The following is a 23,418-nucleotide window of genomic DNA, read 5'->3' on the forward strand; positions in this document are numbered from 1 at the left end:
GCTCCGGCCCATCGAGCACCTCGACATCACCGACCGGCGCCACCGGATCGACGGTGACCGCCTCGAGCACCCGCACCAGCCGCTGCCCGAACGAGACGATCGTGGCCTCATCGAACAGATCGGTGGCGTACTCGAGGACCGCCGCGATCGGCGCCGGAGCACCGGAGTCTTCGAATGCCTGCGAGATCTGAAGCTGCAGATCGAACTTCGAGATCGGCACGTCCAACTCGGCCGCGCTCGCCCGCAGACCAGCAAAGCTCAGATCGCGCACGCTGGTCACCTCGGTCGACAGCATCACCTGGAACAACGGGTGACGGGCGGGCGATCGGGTTGGATTCAGAGCCTCGACCAACCATTCGAATGGGACGTCCGCGTTGCTGTACGCCTCGAGGTCCGTCTCTTTGACCGTTGCCAGCAGCTCGGCGAACGACGCAGCCGGATCCACCTCGGTTCGCAGCACGAGCGTGTTGACGAACATGCCGATCAACCCGTCGAGCCCTTCGTCGCCGCGACCGGCGACGGGGCTCCCCACGACGATGTCCGACTTCCCGCTCAGCCGCGACAGCAGCAGCGCGTACGCCGCATGGACGACCATGAACAGCGTGACGCCGTGCTCACGCGCGAGACCCTGTATGCGTGCGTGCGTTTCGGCGGGGATCTCGAAGCGGACCTTGGCCCCGGCGTTGGTCGCGACTGCTGGACGTGGGCGGTCGGTCGGTAGATCGAGCTGGTCGGGCAGCCCTGCGAGTGCCCGCGTCCAGTACGCGATCTGTTGTCCGGCAACTGAATCCGCGTCAGTCTCGGTTCCGAGCATCTCGCGTTGCCATACCGCGTAGTCGGCATACTGGACGGGCAGTGGTGCCCACTGCGGTGCCGATCCCGTCGCTCGCGCGGCGTACGCGTTCATGAGGTCGGCGGCGAGTGGTCCGAACGACCAACCGTCGGCAGCGATGTGGTGCAGGACCATCGCGACGACGTACTCGCCGTCGGACAGTTCCAGCAGCTCGATGCGGAACGGCGGCTCGGTCGCCACATCGAAGCCGCGCGAGGCGAGGTCGAACAGGGCCGACTCGAAATCGTCCGCTGCGACGACGACTGGTTCCAGCGCTCGTGCGACGTCGGCCGCGGGCAGGATCACTTGCTGCGCGGCGCCGTCGATCTCGGGATAGACGGTCCGCAGGGCCTCGTGCCGTTCGACCACATCGGCGAAGGCGTCCGAGAGCGCCTGGACGTCGACCGTGCCCGACAGCCGGACCGCGAAGGGCAGGTTGTACACCGCAGTGTTGGAGTCGAACCGGTTCAAAAACCACATCCGCTGCTGTGCGAGCGACAGCGGGATAGGTGCGGGCCTCGCCACCGAGCCGAGCGCGGGGGTGCCGGTGCCTTGCGTGGCGGCACCCGCGGCGCGAGCGGCCAGCGCCGCGACCGTCGACGCCTCGAACAACTCGCGCACACCCAGCTGAATACCCAAAGCGGCACCGACACGTGTGACGACCTGGGTTGCCACGAGGGAGTTGCCGCCGAGATCGAAGAAGTCGTCGTCGAGTCCCACCTGCGGGACACCCAGCACCTCCGCATACACCGCGGCGACGATCTTCTCCGTCTCCGTGCGTGGGTCCCGGAATTCCTTGTTGCTCAGGAACATCGGCTCCGGCAGCGCCTTGCGGTCGAGCTTGCCGCTGGTGCCGAGGGGGAACGCGTCGAGCACGGTCACCGACGAAGGAACCATGTATGTCGGCAGTGACCTGCCCGCGAACTCGGCGAGCTCCCCGGGCACGATCTCGAGTCCCGGTGCGGGCACCACGTACGCCACCAACTGGTCTCCGGTTGCGGTCGGGACCACGAGCACGACTGCCTGCGAGACGTCCTCATGGGCCAGTAGCACAGTCTCGATCTCGCCGAGCTCGATACGTTGACCTCGGAATTTCACCTGGAAGTCGGTACGACCGATGTAGTCGAGGGTGCCGTCCGCCCGCCAGCGGACAAGGTCGCCGGTACGGTACATCCGCCCACCGGCGGCACCGATGCCGCCGTTGCCCGCGAACGGGTCCGCGACGAAGCGATCCGACGTGATGTCCGGTCGGCGGACGTAGCCTCGGGCGAGCTGATCGCCGGCGAGATACAACTCGCCCGGCTGCCCGATCGGGGTCGGACGAAGCCGGTGGTCGAGCACATACGCACGCGTGTTCCATACGGCCTGGCCGATCGGGACCGTCGTGACATCCTGTGGACCGGGCTCGTAACGGGTCACCGACACCGCGGCCTCTGTGGGCCCGTACAGATTGTGCAGCTCGGCACCACACACCCGCCGGAACTCGGCGGCGGTCTCGGGGGGCAGCGCCTCCCCGGCCACGAAGACGTCTCGGAGTGAATCACACAGTCCAGCAGGCATGTTCGCGATGAACACCGTCAGCATCGACGGGACGAAGTCGGTGACGGTTACCGCGTTCTCGGCGATCGTGTTTGCGACGTACACCGGGTCGCGGTGCCCGTCGGGCGTCGCCAGGACCATCGAGGCACCGACACGCAGCGGCCTGAAGAAGCCCCACAGGGACACGTCGAACGTGGTCGCGGTCTTCTGCAGGTACACGTCCGACTCGGTCATCGGATACTCGTGTTGGATCCATTCGAGCTGATTGTCGATCGCGGCGTGCGAGACCGCGACGCCCTTGGGCCGACCGGTCGAGCCCGAGGTGTAGATCACGTACGCGGTGTTCTCGGGGCGCAGAGGCGCCGACCGGTCCGCGTCGGTGAGAGGCCGGGTGTCGAGCGAGCTGTAGTCGAGTGTGTCGATCTCGATGGTGGCGGTACCGGCAGGCAGTTCGACGCGGTCGGACACAGTGGTCAGCACGCACACCGGCCGCGCCGACTCGAGGATGTACGACGTGCGGTCGGCGGGGTGGTCCGGATCGATCGGTACCCAAGCACCGCCGGATTTGACGATCGCGTAGAGGCCGACTATCAGATCCAGGGATCGCCGGATGGAAAGGCCCACAAGCGATTCCGGACCCACACCGCGCTCGGTCAGTAGGCGCGCAAGACCGGTGGCGCGAGCGTCGAGCTCGCCGTAGGAGAGCGAAGTTCCCTCGTAGACGATCGCGGTGGCGTTTGGCGTACGGGCAACCTGTTCTTCGAACGCCTCGGCAAGGTAGCGCTGCCGGAAGCTGTGCTCTGTGCGGACCCATGCGTTCAGGGCGGTGTGACGCTCGCTCTCGGTGCCGAGCGGGATCTCCCACACCGGCCGGTCGGCGTCGGCCGCGATGTATCGGTCGAGGAACTCGACGAAGCGCTCGTGGTTGCGTCGGGCCTCGTCGTCACCGTACAGATTGGGGTTCGTCTCGAAGTCGATGTGAGTTGCCGTGCCGGCGACACTCGGGTAGACGTTGACGCCGAGGTCCTCGACCAGGCCCGTCGAGAGGATGTGCAGCGCGCCCGACATGTCGCCGAGCCGGAGTTCGCGGCGGAACATCATGATGTTGACCCATGGACCGAAGAACGACGCCTGTCCGGCCGTGCCGGTGACATCTCGGCGGATGTCCTCGTGCCGGTAGCGCTGGTGGCGTAGCGCCCCCGAGACCTCGGTGGCGACGCGGCCGAGCAACTCCGACACCGTCGTGTCCAGGCCGACCCGCAGGCGGAGCGGCACGATGTTGGAGGTCATGCCGGCCGAGCGACGCAGCACCGCGGTCGTGCGCCCGGAGACCGGCAGGCTCAACACGACGTCCTCGCGGCCGGTCATCTGTGCGAGGTAGGCCGCAAACGCCGCGATGACGACCGTCGCGATGGTCGTGTTCTCGCGTTCGAGGAAGGCGTCCACGGGAGTGGAGGCGCCCACCGGCAGCGTGGCGCTGTCGACGCGACTCAGCGGTGCGGGCGGGGCCGCACGACCCGCGAGGCTCGTGGTCTCCTCGACGCCGCTGAGCCGTTCGATCCAGTACTCGCGGTCGGACGCGAAGCGGGTCGAGGCGCGGTAGGTCAGCTCGGCTTCGCACACCTTCTCGAGCGGCGACGCCAGATTCGGCGACGGCGCCGTCCCTTCCACGGCCGCGGTGTATAGCTCTGCCACACGGTTGAGGTACGTCGCCGCGCCCAACCCGTCCAGCACGACGTGGTGCCCGCGGTTGTACCAGAAATAGACGTCGTCCTCGATGTGGAGCACGGCCCCGGCCACGAGCCGATCATGCAGAAGATCTACCGGTGCGCTGTAGTCGGCGCGCATCCGCGCGAGGGCCGCGGCACGTGGGTCCGCCTCAGACCGCAGATCGATATACCCGAGCGTGCCCTCGAGGGCCGTGTCGACCACCTGGTGTGGTTCGGCGTCGATCTCGAGCAACCGGACGTAACCGGAACCGGTCTCCCGCGCCGCGTCGACGCAGGCCTTGTGCAGGAGCGCGATGTCGAGGTCGCCGTGAAGTTCGACGTACTGGGCGATGTTGGCGGGAACGGACGGGTCGACGTGCTGCGCGAACCACATACCGAGCTGCGCCTGCGAGAGTGGGAACGGCCGTAGCTTCGCCTCACCGCCGAACGAATTGTCACCCTCTAGTCCACCGACGCCTAGCGAGTCCAAACTCAGAGCCTTTCTTCCCACAATCACACGTCCCTCACCCGCGTCGACGGATCGACACGCGGCAGGCACCGTGCATATTCTGCTTCCGAACCCGACAAAACACCGGAGATTCGCCGGAATAGCCCGTACTAGGTGTGTATCTGCCGATCCGACCTGCTCCGTTACAGTACCGAGACAAAGGCGGACCCAGTCACCGAGATGAGGATGAGATAGCCAACCACTCGCACCGTGATCGAACACACCAGCCGCGCCCCGGTCTTTTCCGAGGAGGTCAAGTGCGGCTATGGATCACCGGAGTTTCTGGGTTGAGCACCCGCGCAAATCTACAGGACCGCGGCTCTCGGAGTTAGGCTTCCGTTGAAGATGTCACACGGTCAGGGTGTAGCGGCGGGTGCTGCAGCGACCGGCCGACCTCGTCGTATTCGCGCGTTGCCAGCTGATAGCTGCCTCCGGCCGTAGCCCTCAGGACAGTACCTCCACCAGCGTCGTCGCGGAATCGCCCACCATGTACTTCTCGATTCCGTCGAGGTGCTTGCGCCAGAATTCCTGGGCCGCGATCGCGTCACCACTGCGCAGATACCCGAGCAGCTTGGTGTAGGCGCGCTGCGCTGCACGTGCTGCGGGACGCTCGTGACCGTCCCCGTGCGCGGCGATGAACAACTCGTTGTGCGCCTCGATGATGTGGACGAGCATGCCGGCGAGAACGGTGAGGGTCTCGTTTCCGGCCAGGTCCACCAGGCTCTGATGCAGCTGGACATCGTGATGCGCGAACCGCACCCCGTCGTCGACCAGTTCGGCACCCTCGGCGATGAGTTCCGCGAGCTTGTCCAACTGTTCGGAATGGCCGGGTCCGGCGAGCACGCCCACCGCAGACACCTCGAGCGAGGCCCGGGCCCGGTACACATCGACGAGGGGCGTCCCCTTGTACTGCAGCAGAAGCCCTGCGTAGCGGGCGGCAACCGATGCGTCCGGGGCCATCACCCGGGCGCCTCCGCGCGAACCGCGTAGCACCGTAATGATCGACTCTGATTCGAGGATGCGGAATGCCTCACGGAGCGTGGGCCTGGACACGCCGAACTGTTCCATCAATACCGATTCGTTCGGTAGCGGGTCACCCGCACCGAGTTCGCCAGTTATGATCCGTCGACGTAGGTTGGCGGCCACGAGCTCGCCCGCCTTGGGCACCCGCACCACAGTCGATCTCGATCCGACCGTCACGTTGTCCCTCTCCTCGGCTACGGTCCCGACCCACGCCCGGACTCGACACCAGAAGAGTACAAGAGTTTAGTTGTTTCCTCGCCTTCCTACGGACCATTTCGTCGGTGTCGGCAGTCACCCGGGTACCGAGACGGGTCCGGGTGTTCCGGATTCAGGGTGCGAGCGGGGCCCGTGAGACTGCCGGCCCTGCAGTGGCCGGATCCCGCTAACCGCCGACAAGAGGGGGCTGTCGCGCCGCCCCGAAATGGGCGAACCAGTCGATCAGCGCGGGGTCGTCGACGGCGCTGCGATCGACGACACGCAGTGGATCGCCGCCCTGGAACAGACGCTTGATCGGCACCTCGAGCTTCTTTCCGGTTCGGGTGTGAGGGACACCGGGCGCCGAGACGATCTCGTCGGGAACGTGCCGCGGCGACGCGTGGGTACGGATCTCGTCCCGGATCCGATCCCGCAGGGTGTCGTCGAGACGGACGCCGTCTGCGAGCACGACGAACAGCGGCATCCAGTACCCGCCTTCGGGGCCGTCGACGCCGATGATCAATGCCTCGTTGACCTCCGGCATCCGCTCGACGACCTGATAGATGTCGGCGCTGCCCATCCGGATCCCCTGCCGATTGAGCGTCGAGTCCGACCGCCCGTGCATGACGACCCCGCCTCGGGCGGTGATCGAGATCCAGTCACCGTGCCGCCACACGTCGGGGTAGGTGTCGAAGTAGCTGCCGCGGTAGCGGGTGCCGTCGTCGTCGTTCCAGAAGCGCACCGGCATCGACGGCATCGGCCGTGTGATCACCAGTTCGCCCACCTCGCCACGGACGGGGCTTCCCGACTCGTCGAAGGCATCGAGCGCCGCGCCGAGATAGGGCGCCGACAACTCACCCGGCCAGACGGGCACCGTCCGGCAGCCGCCGACGAACGCCGACACGACGTCGGTGCCTCCGCTGATCGACGCCACCGGAACGTGACGCCCGACGTTGTCCGACAGCCACCACGACAACGACGCCGGGAGCGTCGACCCGGTGATCCCGACCGTGCGCAGCGAACCCAGGTCGTGATCCGCCCTGGGAACGGTCCCGGCCTTCTGACACGCCATGACGTATCCCGGGCTGGTGCCGAGAACGGTGACGCCGAGGCCGGACGCCATCTCCCACAATCGGTCCTGCGCCGGGTAGGCCGGGCTGCCGTCGTAACAGACGATCGTGGCCCCCACCAGCAGGCCGGCGACCTGGAAGTTCCACATCATCCAGCTCGGGCTGGTGTACCAGAAGAAGACGTCGTCGGCCCCCAGGTCCATCTGCAACGCGATGGCTTTGAGGTGTTCGAGCAGAACACCGCCGTGGCCGTGGACGATGCCCTTGGGCAGCCCGGTGGTGCCCGACGAGAACACCACCCACAACGGATGGTCGAACGGAACCGGAGCGGGTTCGAGTGGGAAGTCACCGGCAGTCGCGTCGCCCCAAAGGACGGCGTCCGTGGGGGCAGTGTCCGCAGAGGGAGTGCCCGCGAGCGTCCCTCCGCCGAGTCGCGGGACAAGAACCGTGGCCACGAGCGACGACAAGCCCGCACGCACCTGCGCAATCTCGGCGTCCCTGCGGTGCTCCTTGCCCGCGAATCGGTAGCCGTCCGCGGTCACGAGCACCTTCGGCTCGAGCTGGCCGAGACGATCGAGTGCCGCCGGAGCCGAGTAATCCTGGCCGCACGCGGCCCACACCGCTCCGAGGCTCGCGGTCGCGAGGAACGCAACGATCGCCTCCGGCACGTTGGGCAGATAGCCGACGACGCGGTCGCCCGGCCCGACCCCCATAGAACGGAGCGTGGCGGCGAGTGCCCCCGCCTGCCGGATCAGCTCGGCCCAACTCAGCGACTCGCGCTCGCCGGCCTCGTTCTCGTAGACGATCGCGGCCCGGTCGGGGCGCGCGCTACGCACCACCTGGTCGACGTAATTGAGCCTCGCGCCGGGGAACCACACGGCCCCCGGCATGGTGTCGTCGGCGAGCGCCGGACCCGGCTCCGCGGCGGACTTCACGTCGAAGTAGTCCCACACCGACTGCCAGAAGCCGCCCAGGTCGTCGACCGACCAACTCCACAGCGACCAGTAGTCCGGCAGGGACAAGCCCGTGCGACGCTCGACCCAGCGCGTGAACTCGGTGATCCGGGCCTGCTCGATGTCGGCGGCCGTCGGCACCCACTGGGGTCGGTTGTCGGCTCTCTGGTCGCTCGTCATGCGGTCACCTCTCCCCCTGGGATGCGACACCCGAGCGTCGCACGATCTCCTCCGCGTGCCGCAGCACGGGTGCATCCACCATGCGGCCCTCGAACGCGAACACACCCCGCTCACGAGACGCCGCCGCGAGAACCCTTTCTGCCCAACCCAACTGCTCCGCGCTCGGAGCGTACGCGCGGCGGATGACGTCGATCTGGCTCGGGTGGATCGCGACCTTGGCGTCGAATCCGACGGCGACCGCGTCCTCGCACTCCTGTCCCAGTCCCTCCAGGTCCGGGATGTCGAGGAACACCGAGTCGAGCGCGAACCTTCCGTGCGCCTTCGCGGCGAGCAGTGCGGTCGACCGGACGTGCCGGGCAACGTCCCGGTAGGTTCCGTCGATGCGTCTGCTCGACGCCCCGCCGAGACCTGCGACAAGGTCCTCGGCTCCCCACATGACACCGACGACGTTCTCGGCCTCGACAACCCGTTCGATCGCGAGAGCACCGCGCGGTGATTCGACGAGAGCAATCACCGACAGTGGCGCGAGATCGAGGGCCTGATCGACGGATTCGCATTTGGGCAGCATGACCGCGGTGTAGGGCGTGCGGTCGAGTGCGGCACAGTCGAGCGCGTAGTCATCGGTACCGTGCGCGTTGACCCGGATGATCGTCCGGTCGGGGTCGAGCGGGACGTCGGCGAGAGCACGACGCGCGGCCGGCTTGTCCGCGGGTGCGACGCCGTCCTCGAGGTCGAGGATGACGACGTCGGCAGCGTCGGCGGCCTTCCTGAATCGCTCGGGCCGGTCCGCGGGGCAGAACAGCCAGGCCGGGCCGGGAACGACCCCGGCCCAGATGTTTTCGGTGGACGGTTCGCTGCTCATGCCGGCTTCTTCCGCACGAGCGTCTTGCGGACCGCGGTCGCGACGACGTCGCCGTGCTGGTTGCGCCCGGTGTGCTCGAACGTCACGATGCCCTCCCCTGGCCGGCTGCGGGACTCACGCAGGTCGGTCACGACGGTCTCGGCGTACAACGTGTCGCCGTGGAAGAGCGGTTTCGGGAAGGCGATCTCGGAGAAGCCGAGGTTCGCGACGATCGTGCCCTGCGTCAATTGCGCAACCGACAGGCCGACGAGGGTCGACAGGGTGAACATCGAGTTGACCAGGCGCTCACCGAACTGCGTCCCGGCGGCGAAAGCGGCGTCGAGATGCAGTGCCTGCGCGTTCATCGTCAGTGTCGTGAACAAGACGTTGTCGGCCTCGGTGATGGTGCGCCCCGGCCGGTGTGCGTACACCACCCCGGTCTCGAATTCCTCGAACCACAGTCCGCGCTGGACGATCTTGCGCGCCGTCACTTCTCACACCCCCAATTCTCGTGCGATCAGCATCAGCTGGACCTCGGTGGTGCCCTCGCCGATCTCGAGGATCTTGCTGTCGCGGTAGTGACGTGCCACCGGGTACTCGTTCATGAAGCCGTATCCACCGAAAATCTGAGTGGCATCGCGCGCATTGTCCATCGCGGCTTCGCTCGCGATCAGCTTCGCGATCGATGCCTGCTTCTTGAACGGCTTGCCCGACAACATCAATGCCGCGGCGTCGTAGTATGCGGTCCGCGCGACATGGGCACGTGCCTCCATGCGCGCGATCTTGAACTCGATGGCCTGGTTGGCACCGATCGGACGCCCGAACGCCTCCCGCTCCTTCCCGTAGCGGACGCTCTCGTCGACGCAGCCCTGGGCAACACCGACGGACAGCGCCGCGATCGCGATTCGGCCCTCGTCGAGGATGCGGAGGAAGTTCGCGTAGCCACGTCCGCGCTCGCCGAGCAGGTTCGCCTCGGGCACCCGCACGTCCTGGAAGGTCAGCGGATGGGTGTCGGACGCGTTCCAGCCGACCTTGTTGTAGGCCGGCTCGGCGGTGAATCCGGGGGTGGACGTCGGAACGAGGATCGTGGAGATCTCCTTCTTCCCGTTCTCACCGGTCCCGGTGACGGCGGTGACCGTGACCAGTTTCGTGATGTCAGTGCCCGAGTTGGTGATGAACTGCTTGCTGCCGTTCACGACCCATTCACCGTTGTCGAGCTTTGCGGTGGTGCGGGTACCGCTGGCGTCGCTACCCGCGCCCGGTTCGGTGAGACCGAAGGCCGCCAACGACTTTCCGCTCGTCAGCTGCGGCAACCACTCCCGCTTCTGGTCCTCGTTGCCGAACCGGAACACCGGCATGGCGCCGAGTGAGACGCCGGCCTCGAGGGTGATCGCGACGGACTGATCGACCTTGCCGAGTTCCTCGAGCGCGAGGCACAGAGCGAAATAGTCGCCACCCATGCCGCCGTACTCCTCCGGGAACGGCAGACCGAACAGCCCCATCTCGGCCATACCGTCCACGACTTCGTAGGGGAAGGTGTGGTTGGCATCGTGTTCCGCGGAGACCGGTGCTACGACATTGCGTGCGAAGTCCCGGACGGTCTTCGCGAGCTGCTGGTACTCGTCGGGCAGTGAGCCGGTGGACAGATACTCGGAAGTGGCAGTCATGACGCGGCATCCTTCGTTGCGGGTTCGGGTGACTGTTCGGATTCGGTGGGGTGGACCCGCGCGAGCGGTTGGTCGACTTTGACCTGGTCCCCGGCAGAGACGAGGACCTCGACGACCCCGTCGATCGGTGCGGACAAGGTGTGCTCCATCTTCATGGCCTCCACGACCACGATCGCGGTTCCGGCGGCGACCGAGTCGCCGGACGAGACATCGACCGCGATGACCGCACCGGGCATGGGGCTCGTCAGCTCCGCCTCACCGGCATGCGCGTCGGCTCCGCGGACACTGGCCTCACGCAGCTGCGAGACGGCCCACGCAACGCCGCCGCTCGTCAGCCACAACGTTTCGTCGTCCCGGTAGGACGTGGCCACGCGGTAGGTGTCGCTGCGCCCGTCGATCACGACGGCGAGCACACCGTCGTCGAGTCGTGCTGTGAGTGAACGGTTCTCGCCACTCTCGATACGAGCCTGGCCTTCGGAGGGCGTGCCTGTCAGCAGGACATGCTCGGTGCGCTCTCCCGCACGGAGCCGAAATGACAGCGGCTGCGGGTTGCCCACGCGCCACCCGGTCGGCGCGTCCCACGGATCGGCACCGGTCCGCGTTCCCGCCGACCACAGCCCGAGCCAGTAGTAGGCCGCTGCGGCGACAAGGACGTCGTCACCGGCCGACTCAGCATGGAAATCGGCGACGCGGCGGTCGAGCAGGCCGGTGTCGAGGCGTCCGGCGCAGACGTCCTCGTCGGCGAGCAGGAACCGGAGGAACTCGATGTTGGTGACGACCCCGAGCACCGCAGTGTCGGCGAGGGCGCGGTCGAGCCGGCGCAGTGCCTCCGCACGATCGGCGCCGTGCGCAATCACCTTCGAGAGCATCGGGTCGTAGTCGCTGCCGACGACGGTGCCTTCGTGCAAACCGGAGTCGACGCGCACACCGTTCTCGGGCACTCCGCCCACCCGGCCGGGTTCGCTCAGGCCGAGGACGGTGCCGCCGGTCGGCAGGAAGCCACGGGCGGGGTCCTCCGCATACACGCGGGCCTCGATGGCGTGCCCGGTGAGCGAGATGTCGTCCTGCGCGAAGGCGAGTGGTTCACCGGCGGCGATCCGGACCTGCCACTCCACGAGGTCGAGTCCGGTCACCATCTCCGTGACCGGGTGCTCGACTTGCAGGCGTGTGTTCATCTCCATGAAGTAGAACTCGTCGGGGCGGTCGGACGACACGATGAACTCCACCGTGCCGGCTCCGGTGTAGTCGACGCTGCGGGCGGTGTCGCACGCGGCGGCCCCGATGCGGGCGCGGGTCTCGTCGTCGAGCAGCGGGGACGGCGCCTCCTCGATCACCTTCTGGTGCCGGCGCTGCAAGCTGCATTCGCGCTCGCCCAGATGGACAACATTGCCGTGGCCGTCTGCGAGGATCTGCACCTCGATGTGGCGGGGCCGCAGCACGAAACGCTCGAGGAAGAGGGTGTCGTCGCCGAACGCCGACGCAGCCTCGCGGCGCGCACTGACGAGAGCATCGGACAGGTCGGCCGGATCCTCGACCAACCGCATGCCCTTGCCACCGCCACCGGCCGACGGTTTGACCAGCACCGGGTACCCGATGTCGTCGGCGGCGGCGATCAGGTCGGCGTCGGACAGCCCCGGCTTCGCGATTCCCGGAACCACGGGCACGTCGTACGCGGCGACCGCATTCTTTGCGGTGATCTTGTCACCCATCACCTCGATGGCCCGCGCCGACGGCCCGAGGAACGCGATGCCGGCCGCCGCACAAGCGGAGGCGAACGCGGTGTTCTCGGAGAGGAATCCGTAGCCGGGGTGGATCGCCTGCGCGCCCGTACGCTTCGCTGCATCGAGCACCCGGTCGATGTCGAGATAGCTCTCGCGGGCGGGCGCGGGTCCGATCAGCACCGCGGTGTCGGCCTCGCGGACGTGCCTAGCACCGGAATCGGCCTCGCTGTACACCGCGACCGAGCGGATGCCCATGCGTCGGAGCGTGCGGATGACCCGGACCGCGATCTCGCCGCGGTTGGCGACCAGGACCGTGTCGAACGTGGCGTTCTGCAGCTTGGAGAACTGGGTGGACGAATTGTCAGTCATTCGTGCCCTCACATCCGGAAGACGCCGTAGGAGACCTGCTCGAGTGGCGCATTCGCACACGCCGATAGCGCCAGCCCGACAACGGTTCTGGTATCGGCCGGGTCGATCACACCGTCGTCCCACAACCGGGCCGTCGAGTAGTAGGGATTGCCCTGGGCTTCGTACTGGTCGCGAATCTCGTCGGGGTCCTTCCCGGACCCGACGGCGCCGAGTACGGACGCGGCCTGCTCGCCCCCCATCACGGAGATGCGCGCGTTGGGCCACATCCACAGGAACCGCGGCGAGTATGCGCGCCCGCACATCGAGTAGTTGCCCGCACCGTACGAGCCACCGATCACGACCGTCAGCTTCGGCACCCGGGCGCATGCGACTGCGGTGACCATCTTGGCGCCGTGTTTGGCGATGCCGCCGGCCTCGTACTCGCGGCCGACCATGAACCCCGTGATGTTCTGCAGGAACAGGAGCGGGATGCTGCGCTTGTCGCACAGCTCGATGAAGTGCGCGCCCTTCATCGCCGACTCGCTGAACAGCACACCGTTGTTGGCGACGATGCCGACCGGGTGCCCGTGGATGCGGGCGAACCCAGCCACCAGTGTCTTGCCGTACTCGGCCTTGAACTCCTGGAACTGCCCGCCGTCCACCACTCGCTCGATGACCTCGCGGACGTCATACGGGATGCGTGGGTCCGTCGGGACGACGTCGTAGAGCTCGCTCTGGTCCGCGACGGGCGCGACCGTCTCGGCGACGTCCCAAGGCCTAGGTGCGCGCGGGCCGAGCGTCGACACGATGTTCCGCACGATGCGCAGCGCGTCGCGGTCGTCGGCGGCGAGATGGTCGGTGACGCCGGAAACCTTCGAGTGCAGATCGCCACCACCGAGGTCCTCGGCCGTGACGACCTCACCGGTCGCCGCCTTCACCAACGGCGGACCGCCAAGGAAGATCGTGCCTTGATTGCGCACGATCACGGCCTCGTCGCTCATCGCCGGCACGTACGCACCACCAGCCGTGCACGATCCTAGGACCGCTGCGATCTGCGCAATACCCTTGGCACTCATGGTCGCCTGGTTGTAGAAGATGCGGCCGAAGTGCTCGCGGTCCGGGAACACCTCGTCCTGCATCGGCAGGAACGCGCCACCGGAGTCGACGAGATAGATACACGGCAGGCTGTTCTGCAGCGCGATCTCCTGCGCTCGCAGGTGCTTCTTGACCGTCATCGGGTAGTAGGTGCCGCCCTTGACGGTGGCGTCGTTCGCGACGATCACGCACTCGCGGCCCGAGACCCGCCCTACGCCGCCGATGACGCCGGCGCCGGGGCACTCGTCGCCGTACATGCCGTTAGCAGCCAACGGGGCGAGTTCGAGGAACGGGCTGCCCGGATCGAGTAGCGCATCGACCCGATCGCGAGGCAACAGCTTGCCGCGCGCAACGTGGCGTTCGCGAGAGCGCTCGCTGCCACCACGTGCCGCGACCTCGAGCTTTTCGCGCAGCTCTGCCAGCAGTTCGAGGTGCTGTTCCCGGTTCGCTGACTGCGGCGGATTTCGGAGGGTTGTCACGTCACCGTCCTCCCGGAGATTCCCCGGTTGACATCATTCAAGTTAATTTCGACTAACTGAACGTAGGTTATCCATGATTAACTGAGTTGTCCAGATCACACACTGCAGGGAACGCGCCATGACCGACCTCGGACCCGACACGCGTAAACAGGTTCACGACGGCAGACCCGCGAACCGCCGCAGCCTCGCGAAGGCCGACCGACGGCGCGAACTGCTGCGCGCCGCGGCTCGACTCATCGCCAAGCGAGGTTTCCCGGGTGTGCGACTCGAAGACATCGGCGCGGCGGTCGGCATCAGCGGACCTGCCGTGTACCGCCACTTCCCGAACAAGGACGCGTTGCTCGTCGAACTGCTCACCGACATCAGCGAGCGCCTGCTCGCCGGGGGCACGGACGTGGTCGCGCGGGCTGCCGACCCCGTGACCGCGCTCGAGGAACTCGTCGACTTCCACCTCGACTTCGCGCTCGCCGAGCCGGACCTCATTCGGGTTCAGGATCGCGACCTCCATTCACTTCCGGACGAGGCACGCCACCGCGTCAGGCTGACCCAGCGCCGCTACGTCGAGATCTGGGTGGAGGTGCTTCGGCGCATCGACCCGGGACAGGACGCGACGCGTGCCCGGATCGCAGCGCACGCGACGTTCGGGCTCATCAACTCCACCCCGTACAGCGCGGCGTCCCCGTCCGCCGAGGGGGGAGCGGACGGGGACCCGACCCGGGCGGTGTTGCGGCGCATGGCACTGGCCGCACTGCCGCCGGGCGTGGTGCGGTGACCGGGAGCCGGCGAACTCAGGTCCGGCGGCTCGTGAGCGACGTGTAGACGAGCGTGAGAACAACGGCCGCCGCGATGCTGATGATCCAACGCCACCAGTCGATTCCAGGAGTATCGCCAGTGTCGCTGATCATTCCCCACACCCAGTAGCCGATGAGCGCGCCTGCGATGCCGATGATCACCGTGATGACCCAGCCTATCGCCTGTTTGCCCGGAATCACCAGACGGGCGAGCACGCCGATCACGGCGCCGAAGATGATAAGGCCGATGACCTCACCCATGTGGGGCTCCTTCCGTCCGCCGCCATTCGGACGGATGCACCTCCGCCCTGGCCCGACGGTATGGTTCGGCTCCAAGCCCTGCCGGGCGATCAAGCGAATCGTTGTACGAGCGAGTCCGTCCCAGACTTTCGCGTCACGGTCAGGTCCGATCGATCAGTGCGACGGACAAATTGTGCATCTCCACGTCGCGGATCTTCCCGGTCACTGTCAACCGTCACCCCTGTGCGCCGCTACGGTCGGCGTCGATGCGCCCTACGGACGGCGGCATCCGCGACAAGACGCCCGCGAGGGTCGCACCCCACAGTGCCGCGAGCCACAGCGCGTTCAGTCCGAGGACCCGGTACACAGCGGCCCCGATGACGACGCCGATCACCATGGCCAGCCACTGAAGGAAGTGCCGCACCCAGCCCCAGCGTTCGCCTCCGGTCAGGGCGGTCACGAGGCGTTGACCCATCTTCACGAGCGTCCCGGTCATGTAGGTGAGGGTGACGCTCACGTCGACCTCGCGCTCGAAGGTCGCGTTCTCGGCACCCATCGCAAGCACCATCAAGCTGACCGCGACAGGAGTCGCACCCAGAGCGTGTGCCGCAGCTGCGAGTATGAGCAGCCCGGTTACCAGCACCATGACGGTCGGGCGATGATGAGGCCCGGCGGTCCGGCCTGTGAGGGACCCTGCCATCACCCCGAGGACGTACAGGGCGATGATTCCGGCGACGGTCAACGCCGTTACGAACGAGCCGTCTGCCATCGCGACCGCGAGCCTGGTGGAGTTGCCGCTCATGAACGAGACGAAGTAGCCGCCGAGCGTCAGGAATCCCAGCGCATCCACGAATCCGGCCATACCGGACAGAAGCAATGCGACAATTGCGACCCCTCGGGGGTTGCGCAGGGCCATGCTTGGACGATAGCCCCGGTAGCGCGCATCACGCCTTCTCGGTGGCACCGATCAGTCGCGTCCCAGTGTTCTCGAATCCTGGTGTTCTCGAAACCGGCCCTCGGGAACCTAGAGCTCGACGATCGGGGCAGGGGACGCCAGCGGGTCGGCTCCGGAGGTGTCCTTGAGCGCGACGCCCGAACGTCCCAGCCGGCGGGCTCCGTCGACCAGCGCGGACACGACAAGCGCGGCGTCCTGGTAGCCGAGACCGTCGGGTGGATGGATGTTCGAGACACAGTTCCGGTCGGCATCGGCACGGCCCGGACGCGGCAGATGGGTGAGGTAGATCCCCAGGCTGTCCGCCACCGACAGACCGGGGCGTTCCCCGATCACGACGAGCACGGTGCCGACACCGAGCGCCTGCCCGACGTGGTCGCCGAGGGCAACCCGCGCCTCCGTCGCGATCACCGGCGTCGCTATGCGGTGCCGCTCCCCCAGCACGTCGACGAGCGCGGCGAGCAGTGGCGCCCCGTGGTCGGTCAAGGCTCGGGGCGAGAGGCCGTCGGCGAGCACGACACCGATCTCGGCGCCGGTGTCGGCGAGCGAATCGAGTGTCGTGGGGATGCGGCCGAGGTCCGGTCGGCGCAGGTACTCGCTGCGATTGCGGGCACGGCTCTGCACGACGATGGGAGCTCCGAGCCCCAAATCCGCGATCTGCGCGGCGAACGTTTCCACGTCGAGTGGCTCGTGCACGGCGTCGCGTGCTGCCGAGTGGGCGGCTCGGAGTTCCAGCACCCGCCGGGTGGGCAGTGCGTCGCCTGCCCTTCCGAGTCCGATACGTGCCTGGGTGGTGTTCCGCAGCTCTGCCCACGCGTCGGTCATCGGACCAACTCCCGCAGCGGCGACGACGCGAGGTCGACGGGCAGGATCCGGCCGGATTCGTCGGCCATCCCCTGACGCTGCAGCCATGCCTCGAACTCGGGCGCCGGGCGCAGTCCCAGCGCCCGGCGGATGTACAGGGCATCGTGGAACGACAGGCTCTGGTAGCCGAGCATGACGTCGTCGGCGCCGGGAACCGTGATGACGAACGCGGTGCCGGCGACACCGAGGAGCGTGAGCAAGGTGTCCATGTCGTCTTGATCGGCCTCGGCGTGGTTGGTGTAGCAGACGTCGACGCCCATCGGCAGCCCGAGGAGCTTGCCGCAGAAGTGGTCCTCGAGGCCGGCCCGAATGATCTGTTTCCCGTCGTAGAGGTACTCGGGCCCGATGAATCCGACGACGGTATTCACCAGCAGCGGCGCGAACTCCCGCGCCACCCCGTACGCCCGGACCTCCAGCGTCTGCTGGTCGACGGGGCGTCCGCCGGTTCCGAGGTGCGCGCCCGCCGACAGCGCCGATCCCTGACCGGTCTCGAAGTACATGACATTGCTGCCGACGCTGCCGCGCCCCAGGGCGCGCGCCGCCGCGTCGGCCTGCCGCAGCAGGGAGAGGTTCACGCCGAAGCCGGAGTTGGCGCCCTCGGTGCCCGCGATCGACTGGAAGACCAGATCGACCGGTGCACCCTGGTGGATCAGGTCGAGTGTCGTTGTCACGTGAGAGAGCACGCACGACTGCACCGGGATGTCGAACCGTTCGCGGATGTCGTCGAGGAAGTTGATCAGCTCGCTCGTCGCGCGTGGTGAATCCGTCGCCGGGTTGATCCCGATCACCGCGTCGCCGCACCCCAGCAGCAGACCGTCGAGCGTGGCCGCGGCGATGCCGCGGGGGTCGTCGGTCGGGTGGTTCGGCTGCAGTCGGGTCGCGAGCCGGCCCGGTACACCGACGGTCGTACGGAAGGCCGATGTCACGACCGCGGCTCCGGCCACGGCGATCAGGTCCTGGTTTCGCATGATCTTGCTGACCGCGGCGACCATTTCGGGGGTGAGGCCGGGCGCGATGCGGCGGAAGGTGTCCGCCGCGTCCTCCCCCGCCGCGGTGTGCAGTAGCCAGTCCCGGAATCCGCCGACAGTGAGGTGCGCGATCTCCCCGAACGCGGCCCGGTCATGCGAGTCGATGATGAGTCGGGTGACCTCGTCGTCCTCGTAGGGCACGACCAGGTCTTCGAGGAAGGTCTGCAGAGGGACGTCGGCGAGCGCCCACTGCGCGGCAGCACGTTCCGCGTCGGAGGAAGCCGCACACCCGGCAAGTTCGTCACCGCTTCGCAGGGGCGTGGCCTTGGCCATGAGGTCCACCAGGCCGTCGAATGTGTACCCGACTCCGGCTACCTGTTGGCTGTAGGTGGTCATACCAGTTCTTCCTCCGCCCTTGCTACAACAGCGAACTCCTCGTCGGGCGAATTGGCAACAAGGTGATGCCGGCTGTAGAGGGCGAAGTACGTCATGAAGCCCGCGAACGCGACGAATGTCCACAGAGCTGCCACCGGGTCGACGAGGAAGGTCGCGATCACCGCGGCCGTGGCGATCACGAGGGCGAACGACGTGGTCACGACGCCGCCCGGCGTCCGGTACGGCCGTCGCATGCCAGGCTCGCGCTTACGCAACACGATGTGGCTGACCATCATCAGCACGTAGCTGACGGCGGCACCGAATACGGCCATGTTGAGCAGCATCGCCCCCTCGCCGGTGAGCGAGAGCACGAAACCGATGGTTCCGGGAACCACGAGGGCCAGGGTGGGCGCCTTGCGAGAGTTGGTGACCGACAGGCTCTTCGGCAGGTATCCGGCGCGAGACAATGCGAACGTCTGCCGGGAGTACGCGTACATGATCGAGAAGAAGCTTGCGACCAGGCCCGCGAGTCCGATGTAGTTGACAACCTTGGCCGCGGTGCCGTCGCCGAGGGCTTCGACCAGTGGGTTACCCGAAGTGGACAGCCCTTCCGCGCCCATGGCCCCGGTGGCCAGGAAAAGCACGGTGACAGCGGTCACGAGCAGCACGACCATGCTGATGATGATCCCGCGCGGGACGTTCCTCTCCGGATCTCGCGCTTCTTCGGCAGCCAGGGGGACACCCTCGATGGCAAGGAAGAACCAGATCGCGAACGGCACTGCCGCCCAGATGCCGATCAGCCCGAACGGCAGGAAGCTCGACGCCCCGACCGCATCCGTGGGGGCGATGTCGAAGAGGTTGCCCGAGTCGAACAAGCCGACTGCGGAGATCGCGAAGACCACCAGGCCCACGAGTGCGATGACGGTGATGACGAACATTGCCTTGAGAGCCTCACCGGCGCCGGTCAGGTGGATCCCGATGAAGATGGCGTAGACCGCGAGATACACCCACCATCCGTCGGTGATCCCGAACAGGTTCAGCGACTCGACGTAGCTTCCGATGAAGGTGGCGATGGCGGCGGGAGCGATCGAGTACTCGATGAGAATGGCTGTGCCCGTGGCAAATCCGCCCCACGGCCCCAGTGCACGCCGGGCGAAGGTGTATCCGCCGCCGGCCGCGGGGAGCGCGGACGACAACTCCGCCATTCCCAGCACCATGGCCAGGTACATACCCGCGATGAGCACACCCGCGATGAGCAGGCCACCGAAGCCGCCTTCGGCGAGCCCGTTGTTCCATCCGGCGTAGTCGCCGGAGATGACGTAGCTGACGCCGAGGCCGGCCAACAACAGCCAGCCCGCCGATCCCTTACGGAGCGTTCGCTTCTCCAGATAGCTGCTGTCTTCCGCGTGGAAGTCAGCGGCATCGTGATGCTGGACCGCTCCGGCGTTCGTGGAATCTTCGACTCGAGACATTCAGTCCCCCATATCGGCCGCTCGCTGCGACGCGGTTGCGCCGCAGCGAACGTTAGGTGCGATGTGTGCCCGTCGCGTCAACGGATCGTGACAACGACGTGAACCCCAGATACGAATCCCTGCAAGGTGTTACGAGTCAGTGTGCGACCGCGGAACCGGGCACGCGTCGACCGCCTCAGACACAATCTGCGGCTCGGTCGAAGCCGGGTACCTGCGACCTCGCTCCCATCCCTCGCCGTCGATGACATCCTCGGTGGCAAGTAGTGCGTTCTCCTCGGGAGTGAAGGCGCGTGCACGGCTGAGGAACCGCAGCCCCTCGGGACTCTCGAGACTGAACCCGGCACCGCGGCCGGGGACGACGTCGAGGATCAGCTGGGTGTGCTTCCACGCCTCGAACTGCGAGCCGGAAATCCACACCGGCACCGCGGCGGCGGCATCGGGCGGGGTCGGTGCCGTCTCCCCTACGTCGAGTCGCAGATCGAGGACGCCGAGTAGCACGTCTCGATCGCCGACGATGAACTCACCGTCGGGGTAACACATCGGGGCGGAACCGTCGCAGCAACCACCCGACTGATGCATCATCAGCGGCCCGTGGACACTACCGAGGCGGCGCAGCAGCTCCGCCGCCCCGGCAGTTGCCTTCAGGCGCCGTGGCGCCCGAGAGCCCTCCATCAGAAGAAGCCTTGAGCCGTCTCGGAGTAGCTCACCAGGAGGTTCTTGGTCTGCTGGTAGTGCTCGAGCATCATCCGATGGTTCTCCCGGCCGATGCCTGACTGCTTGTAGCCACCGAATGCCGCGTGCGCGGGGTACTGGTGGTACGTGTTCGTCCAGACCCGACCGGCCTGGATGTCGCGGCCGGCGCGGTATGCGACCCTGCCGTCCCGAGACCACACACCGGCACCGAGACCGTAGAGGGTGTCGTTGGCGATCTCGATGGCCTGGTCGTAGTCCTTGAACGACGTGACCGAGACGACGGGGCCGAAGATCTCCTCCTGGAAGATCCGCATCTTGTTCTGGCCGGTGAAGATCGTCGGCTGTACGTAGTAGCCGCCCGACAGGTCGCCACCGAGTTCGGCACGCTCACCACCGGTGACGATCTTGGCGCCTTCGCCCTTGCCGATCTCGATGTACGACAGGATCTTCTCGAGCTGATCGTTGGATGCCTGCGCACCGATCATCGTTTCCGTGTCGAGCGGATCGCCCTGGCGCACAGCCTTGGTGCGGATTGCTGCCATCTCGAGGAACTCGTCGTAGATGTCCTCCTGGATCAGCGAGCGCGACGGGCAGGTGCACACCTCACCCTGGTTGAGGGCGAACATCGTGAACCCCTCGAGCGCCTTGTCCTGGAAGGCATCGGCGGCGGAGAGGACGTCGGAGAAGAAGATGTTCGGGCTCTTGCCGCCGAGTTCGAGCGTCACCGGGATGAGGTTCTGCGACGCGTACTGCATGATCAGTCGGCCCGTGGTGGTCTCGCCGGTGAACGCGATCTTCCGGATCCGCGGGCTCGACGCGAGTGGCTTGCCCGCCTCGGTACCGAATCCGTTCACGATGTTCACGACGCCGGGCGGCAGCAGATCACCGATGATGCTGAACAGGTAAAGGATCGACGCCGGGGTCTGCTCGGCCGGCTTGAGGACCACGGCGTTGCCGGCCGCGAGGGCAGGCGCGAGCTTCCAGGTGGCCATCAGGATCGGGAAGTTCCACGGAATGATCTGACCGACCACGCCGAGCGGCTCGTGGAAGTGGTAGGCGACAGTGTCGGCGTTGATTTCCGACAGCGAACCCTCCTGCGCACGAATGGCGGCGGCGAAGTACCGGAAGTGGTCGACCGCGAGGGGGATGTCGGCGTTGAGCGTCTCCCGGATCGGCTTGCCGTTGTCCCATGACTCGGCGAGCGCGATCTTCTCGATGTTCTCCTCGATCCGGTCAGCGATCTTGTTGAGAACGACGGCACGCTCGGCCGCCGACGTCTTGCCCCAAGCCGGAGCGGCGGCGTGCGCGGCGTCGAGCGCGAGTTCGATGTCCTCGGCCGTCGAACGAGGAATCTCACAGAACGATTCACCGGTGACCGGCGTCGGGTTGTCGAAGTACTGACCCTTCACCGGGGCCACCCACTGGCCGCCGATCAGATTCCCGTACCGCGACTCGAAGGCCATCAGTGCGTTGGACGAACCCGGACGGGCAAACACGGTCATCGAAGTCTCCTGTCTGTGTAGTCACACTCAATGTGATTCTCGACACTAGTTGGGAAAACGTTGCAACCACGTTGCAAACACGGTCACAAGTGGGCTCCGAACCGACGGTCGAGCGTGCGCAGGTGTGCGACCGCCTGCGCATGCAGCGGCGAACGACTATCGAGCGTCGACAGGTATTCGACCCAGGAATCGCGGTCCAGGCGCCCGTGGATCGAAGTGGTCCAGGACGCCAGCACACGCTGGTCGCCGCAGCGCAGCACCGTGGCCTGCACCCGAGCCCACAAGTCCTCGCGTATCTCGGTGATTCCCGGCGCATCCGACCCCGCGAGGACCGGCCCCTCGTACAGGCGCAAGGCCGATTCCACGTCGCCACGGTCGAGGCGCGCACGCACATCCGACAGGTCGGACTCCAACGGAGCCAGCAGCCGGTAGGGCCGCGAACCTAGGCGATGGGCCCCGAACACCCTACGGAGCCTCGACATCTCGGCCCGCACCGTCACCGTGTCGAGTTCGCCTTCGTCGAGTAGCACGGCGAGATGATCGGCCGTCAACCCTTCCGGGTGCTCGGCAAGCAACACCAGGATCTCGGCGTGCCGCCGGGACACCTCGAGCCGCTCCCCGTCGAGGAGCAGCACCGGACGTCCGTGGCCGAGAACCTCGAGCCGAGCCTGACCCGACGCGATCGGCGGCGCTATGAGCGCTTGCACGCGCAGTTCGGCCTCGACGGCAGCGACCGTGGCCCGAACCAGCGCCAGCGCCTCCGGCGTCGCGACGCGGGGACCGCCGGTGATGTCGATGGCCCCGAGGATGAGGCCGGTCACCGGGTCGTGAACTGGGGCAGCGGAGCAACTCCAGTCGTGGACCGCCCGGTTGAAGTGCTCGGCTGCGAAGATCTGCACCCCGTGGTCGAGTTCGAGGGCGGTACCCGGTGCATTGGTGCCTACCCGGTCCTCGCTCCAGTCGGCGCCCTCGACGAAATTCATGTGCAGCGCGCGGTCCTTCGCGGCGACATCGCCTTCGACCCACAACAGCCGGCCCCGATCGTCACTGATCGCGACCAGAAGCCCCGAGTCGACGGCATCGTCCACGAGCAGGCGTCGCACCACCGGACGTATGGCCGCGAGCTGGTGCGCTTTGCGGTACCTCTCGAGCTCGATTCCGCCCAGCGCAACCGAGTCGTCGGGCCCGTCGGGGTTTACGCCGTTCCCGCGGCTGCGCAGCCACGAGTCGCGCACGACGGACCGTACGGCCGCATCAGCCCCGGCCGACTCGACGAATGACTGGTGCGCGACGGAGGTCCGCTCGGCGAGCAGGCCGACGTCCTCGCCTGGCCGCACCGCGATCCACGGATTGGGTGCGGGTTCCCGCATCGTCATCAACACCTCCGTTCGCGTGCCGATC

General features: G+C 67.0%; 17 protein-coding genes. 1 reads left to right on the top strand and 16 read right to left on the bottom strand.

Features of this window, described 5'->3' with window-relative positions; translation table 11 throughout:
• From EGT50_RS12175 to EGT50_RS12210, 8 genes are all read right to left on the bottom strand, one after another.
• On the bottom strand, window positions 1–4,597 hold a 4,597-nt coding region (locus tag EGT50_RS12175; protein WP_127954941.1), incomplete at its 3' end, for a non-ribosomal peptide synthetase.
• A gap of 435 nt (window positions 4,598–5,032) precedes the next feature.
• A complete protein-coding gene (locus tag EGT50_RS12180; protein ID WP_127954942.1) occupies window positions 5,033–5,788 on the bottom strand; it encodes a FadR/GntR family transcriptional regulator in 756 nt (251 codons plus the stop codon).
• A 205-nt stretch (window positions 5,789–5,993) separates the two neighbouring features.
• Window positions 5,994–8,009 carry an acetoacetate--CoA ligase gene (locus EGT50_RS12185; protein ID WP_127954943.1) on the bottom strand — a complete coding sequence of 672 codons (2,016 nt, stop codon included), beginning with the start codon at window positions 8,007–8,009 and terminating at the stop codon, window positions 5,994–5,996.
• A 4-nt stretch (window positions 8,010–8,013) separates the two neighbouring features.
• Window positions 8,014–8,871, bottom strand: coding sequence for an HpcH/HpaI aldolase/citrate lyase family protein (locus EGT50_RS12190; RefSeq protein WP_127954944.1), 858 nt, complete (start codon window positions 8,869–8,871; stop codon window positions 8,014–8,016).
• Window positions 8,868–9,341, bottom strand: coding sequence for a MaoC family dehydratase (locus EGT50_RS12195; protein ID WP_127954945.1), 474 nt, complete (start codon window positions 9,339–9,341; stop codon window positions 8,868–8,870). Before EGT50_RS12195 ends, EGT50_RS12190 begins: the two co-directional genes overlap by 4 nt.
• 3 nt (window positions 9,342–9,344) lie before the next feature.
• The gene (locus EGT50_RS12200; protein ID WP_127954946.1) at window positions 9,345–10,517 is read right to left on the bottom strand and encodes an acyl-CoA dehydrogenase family protein; all 1,173 of its coding nucleotides are present in this window, start codon (window positions 10,515–10,517) and stop codon (window positions 9,345–9,347) included.
• A complete protein-coding gene (locus tag EGT50_RS12205; protein WP_127954947.1) occupies window positions 10,514–12,607 on the bottom strand; it encodes an acetyl/propionyl/methylcrotonyl-CoA carboxylase subunit alpha in 2,094 nt (697 codons plus the stop codon). Before EGT50_RS12205 ends, EGT50_RS12200 begins: the two co-directional genes overlap by 4 nt.
• Window positions 12,608–12,615: 8 nt before the next feature.
• Window positions 12,616–14,106, bottom strand: a complete 1,491-nt coding sequence (locus tag EGT50_RS12210) for a carboxyl transferase domain-containing protein (protein WP_235870755.1) — start codon at window positions 14,104–14,106, stop codon at window positions 12,616–12,618.
• A 172-nt stretch (window positions 14,107–14,278) separates the two neighbouring features.
• On the opposite strand from EGT50_RS12210, the gene EGT50_RS12215 reads away from it, so the two are divergent.
• The gene (locus tag EGT50_RS12215; RefSeq protein WP_127954949.1) at window positions 14,279–14,932 is read left to right on the top strand and encodes an SACE_7040 family transcriptional regulator; all 654 of its coding nucleotides are present in this window, start codon (window positions 14,279–14,281) and stop codon (window positions 14,930–14,932) included.
• 16 nt (window positions 14,933–14,948) lie between these two features.
• Here the strand turns inward: EGT50_RS12215 and EGT50_RS12220 are convergent, their stop codons facing one another.
• From EGT50_RS12220 to EGT50_RS12255, 8 genes are all read right to left on the bottom strand, one after another.
• A complete protein-coding gene (locus tag EGT50_RS12220) occupies window positions 14,949–15,212 on the bottom strand; it encodes a GlsB/YeaQ/YmgE family stress response membrane protein (protein ID WP_127954950.1) in 264 nt (87 codons plus the stop codon).
• A gap of 214 nt (window positions 15,213–15,426) precedes the next feature.
• Window positions 15,427–16,107 carry a YoaK family protein gene (locus EGT50_RS12225; protein ID WP_127954951.1) on the bottom strand — a complete coding sequence of 227 codons (681 nt, stop codon included), beginning with the start codon at window positions 16,105–16,107 and terminating at the stop codon, window positions 15,427–15,429.
• Between the two features lie 108 nt (window positions 16,108–16,215).
• The gene (gene eutC / locus EGT50_RS12230; RefSeq protein WP_127954952.1) at window positions 16,216–16,968 is read right to left on the bottom strand and encodes an ethanolamine ammonia-lyase subunit EutC; all 753 of its coding nucleotides are present in this window, start codon (window positions 16,966–16,968) and stop codon (window positions 16,216–16,218) included.
• The gene (locus tag EGT50_RS12235) at window positions 16,965–18,371 is read right to left on the bottom strand and encodes an ethanolamine ammonia-lyase subunit EutB (RefSeq protein ID WP_127954953.1); all 1,407 of its coding nucleotides are present in this window, start codon (window positions 18,369–18,371) and stop codon (window positions 16,965–16,967) included. Before EGT50_RS12235 ends, eutC begins: the two co-directional genes overlap by 4 nt.
• Window positions 18,368–19,822 carry an ethanolamine permease gene (gene eat / locus EGT50_RS12240; protein WP_127954954.1) on the bottom strand — a complete coding sequence of 485 codons (1,455 nt, stop codon included), beginning with the start codon at window positions 19,820–19,822 and terminating at the stop codon, window positions 18,368–18,370. Before eat ends, EGT50_RS12235 begins: the two co-directional genes overlap by 4 nt.
• A gap of 129 nt (window positions 19,823–19,951) precedes the next feature.
• A complete protein-coding gene (locus EGT50_RS12245; RefSeq protein WP_127954955.1) occupies window positions 19,952–20,494 on the bottom strand; it encodes a DUF779 domain-containing protein in 543 nt (180 codons plus the stop codon).
• A complete protein-coding gene (adh, locus tag EGT50_RS12250) occupies window positions 20,494–22,017 on the bottom strand; it encodes an aldehyde dehydrogenase (protein WP_127954956.1) in 1,524 nt (507 codons plus the stop codon). The genes EGT50_RS12245 and adh overlap by 1 nt, the downstream gene beginning before the upstream one ends.
• An 83-nt stretch (window positions 22,018–22,100) precedes the next feature.
• Window positions 22,101–23,393: a sigma-54-dependent transcriptional regulator family protein gene (locus EGT50_RS12255; protein WP_127955285.1), complete on the bottom strand. Its 1,293-nt coding sequence runs from the start codon at window positions 23,391–23,393 to the stop codon at window positions 22,101–22,103.
• Window positions 23,394–23,418 lie beyond the last annotated feature (25 nt).

This window comes from Rhodococcus xishaensis (genome assembly GCF_004011825.1).
Classification (GTDB): Bacteria; Actinomycetota; Actinomycetes; order Mycobacteriales; family Mycobacteriaceae; genus Prescottella; species Prescottella xishaensis.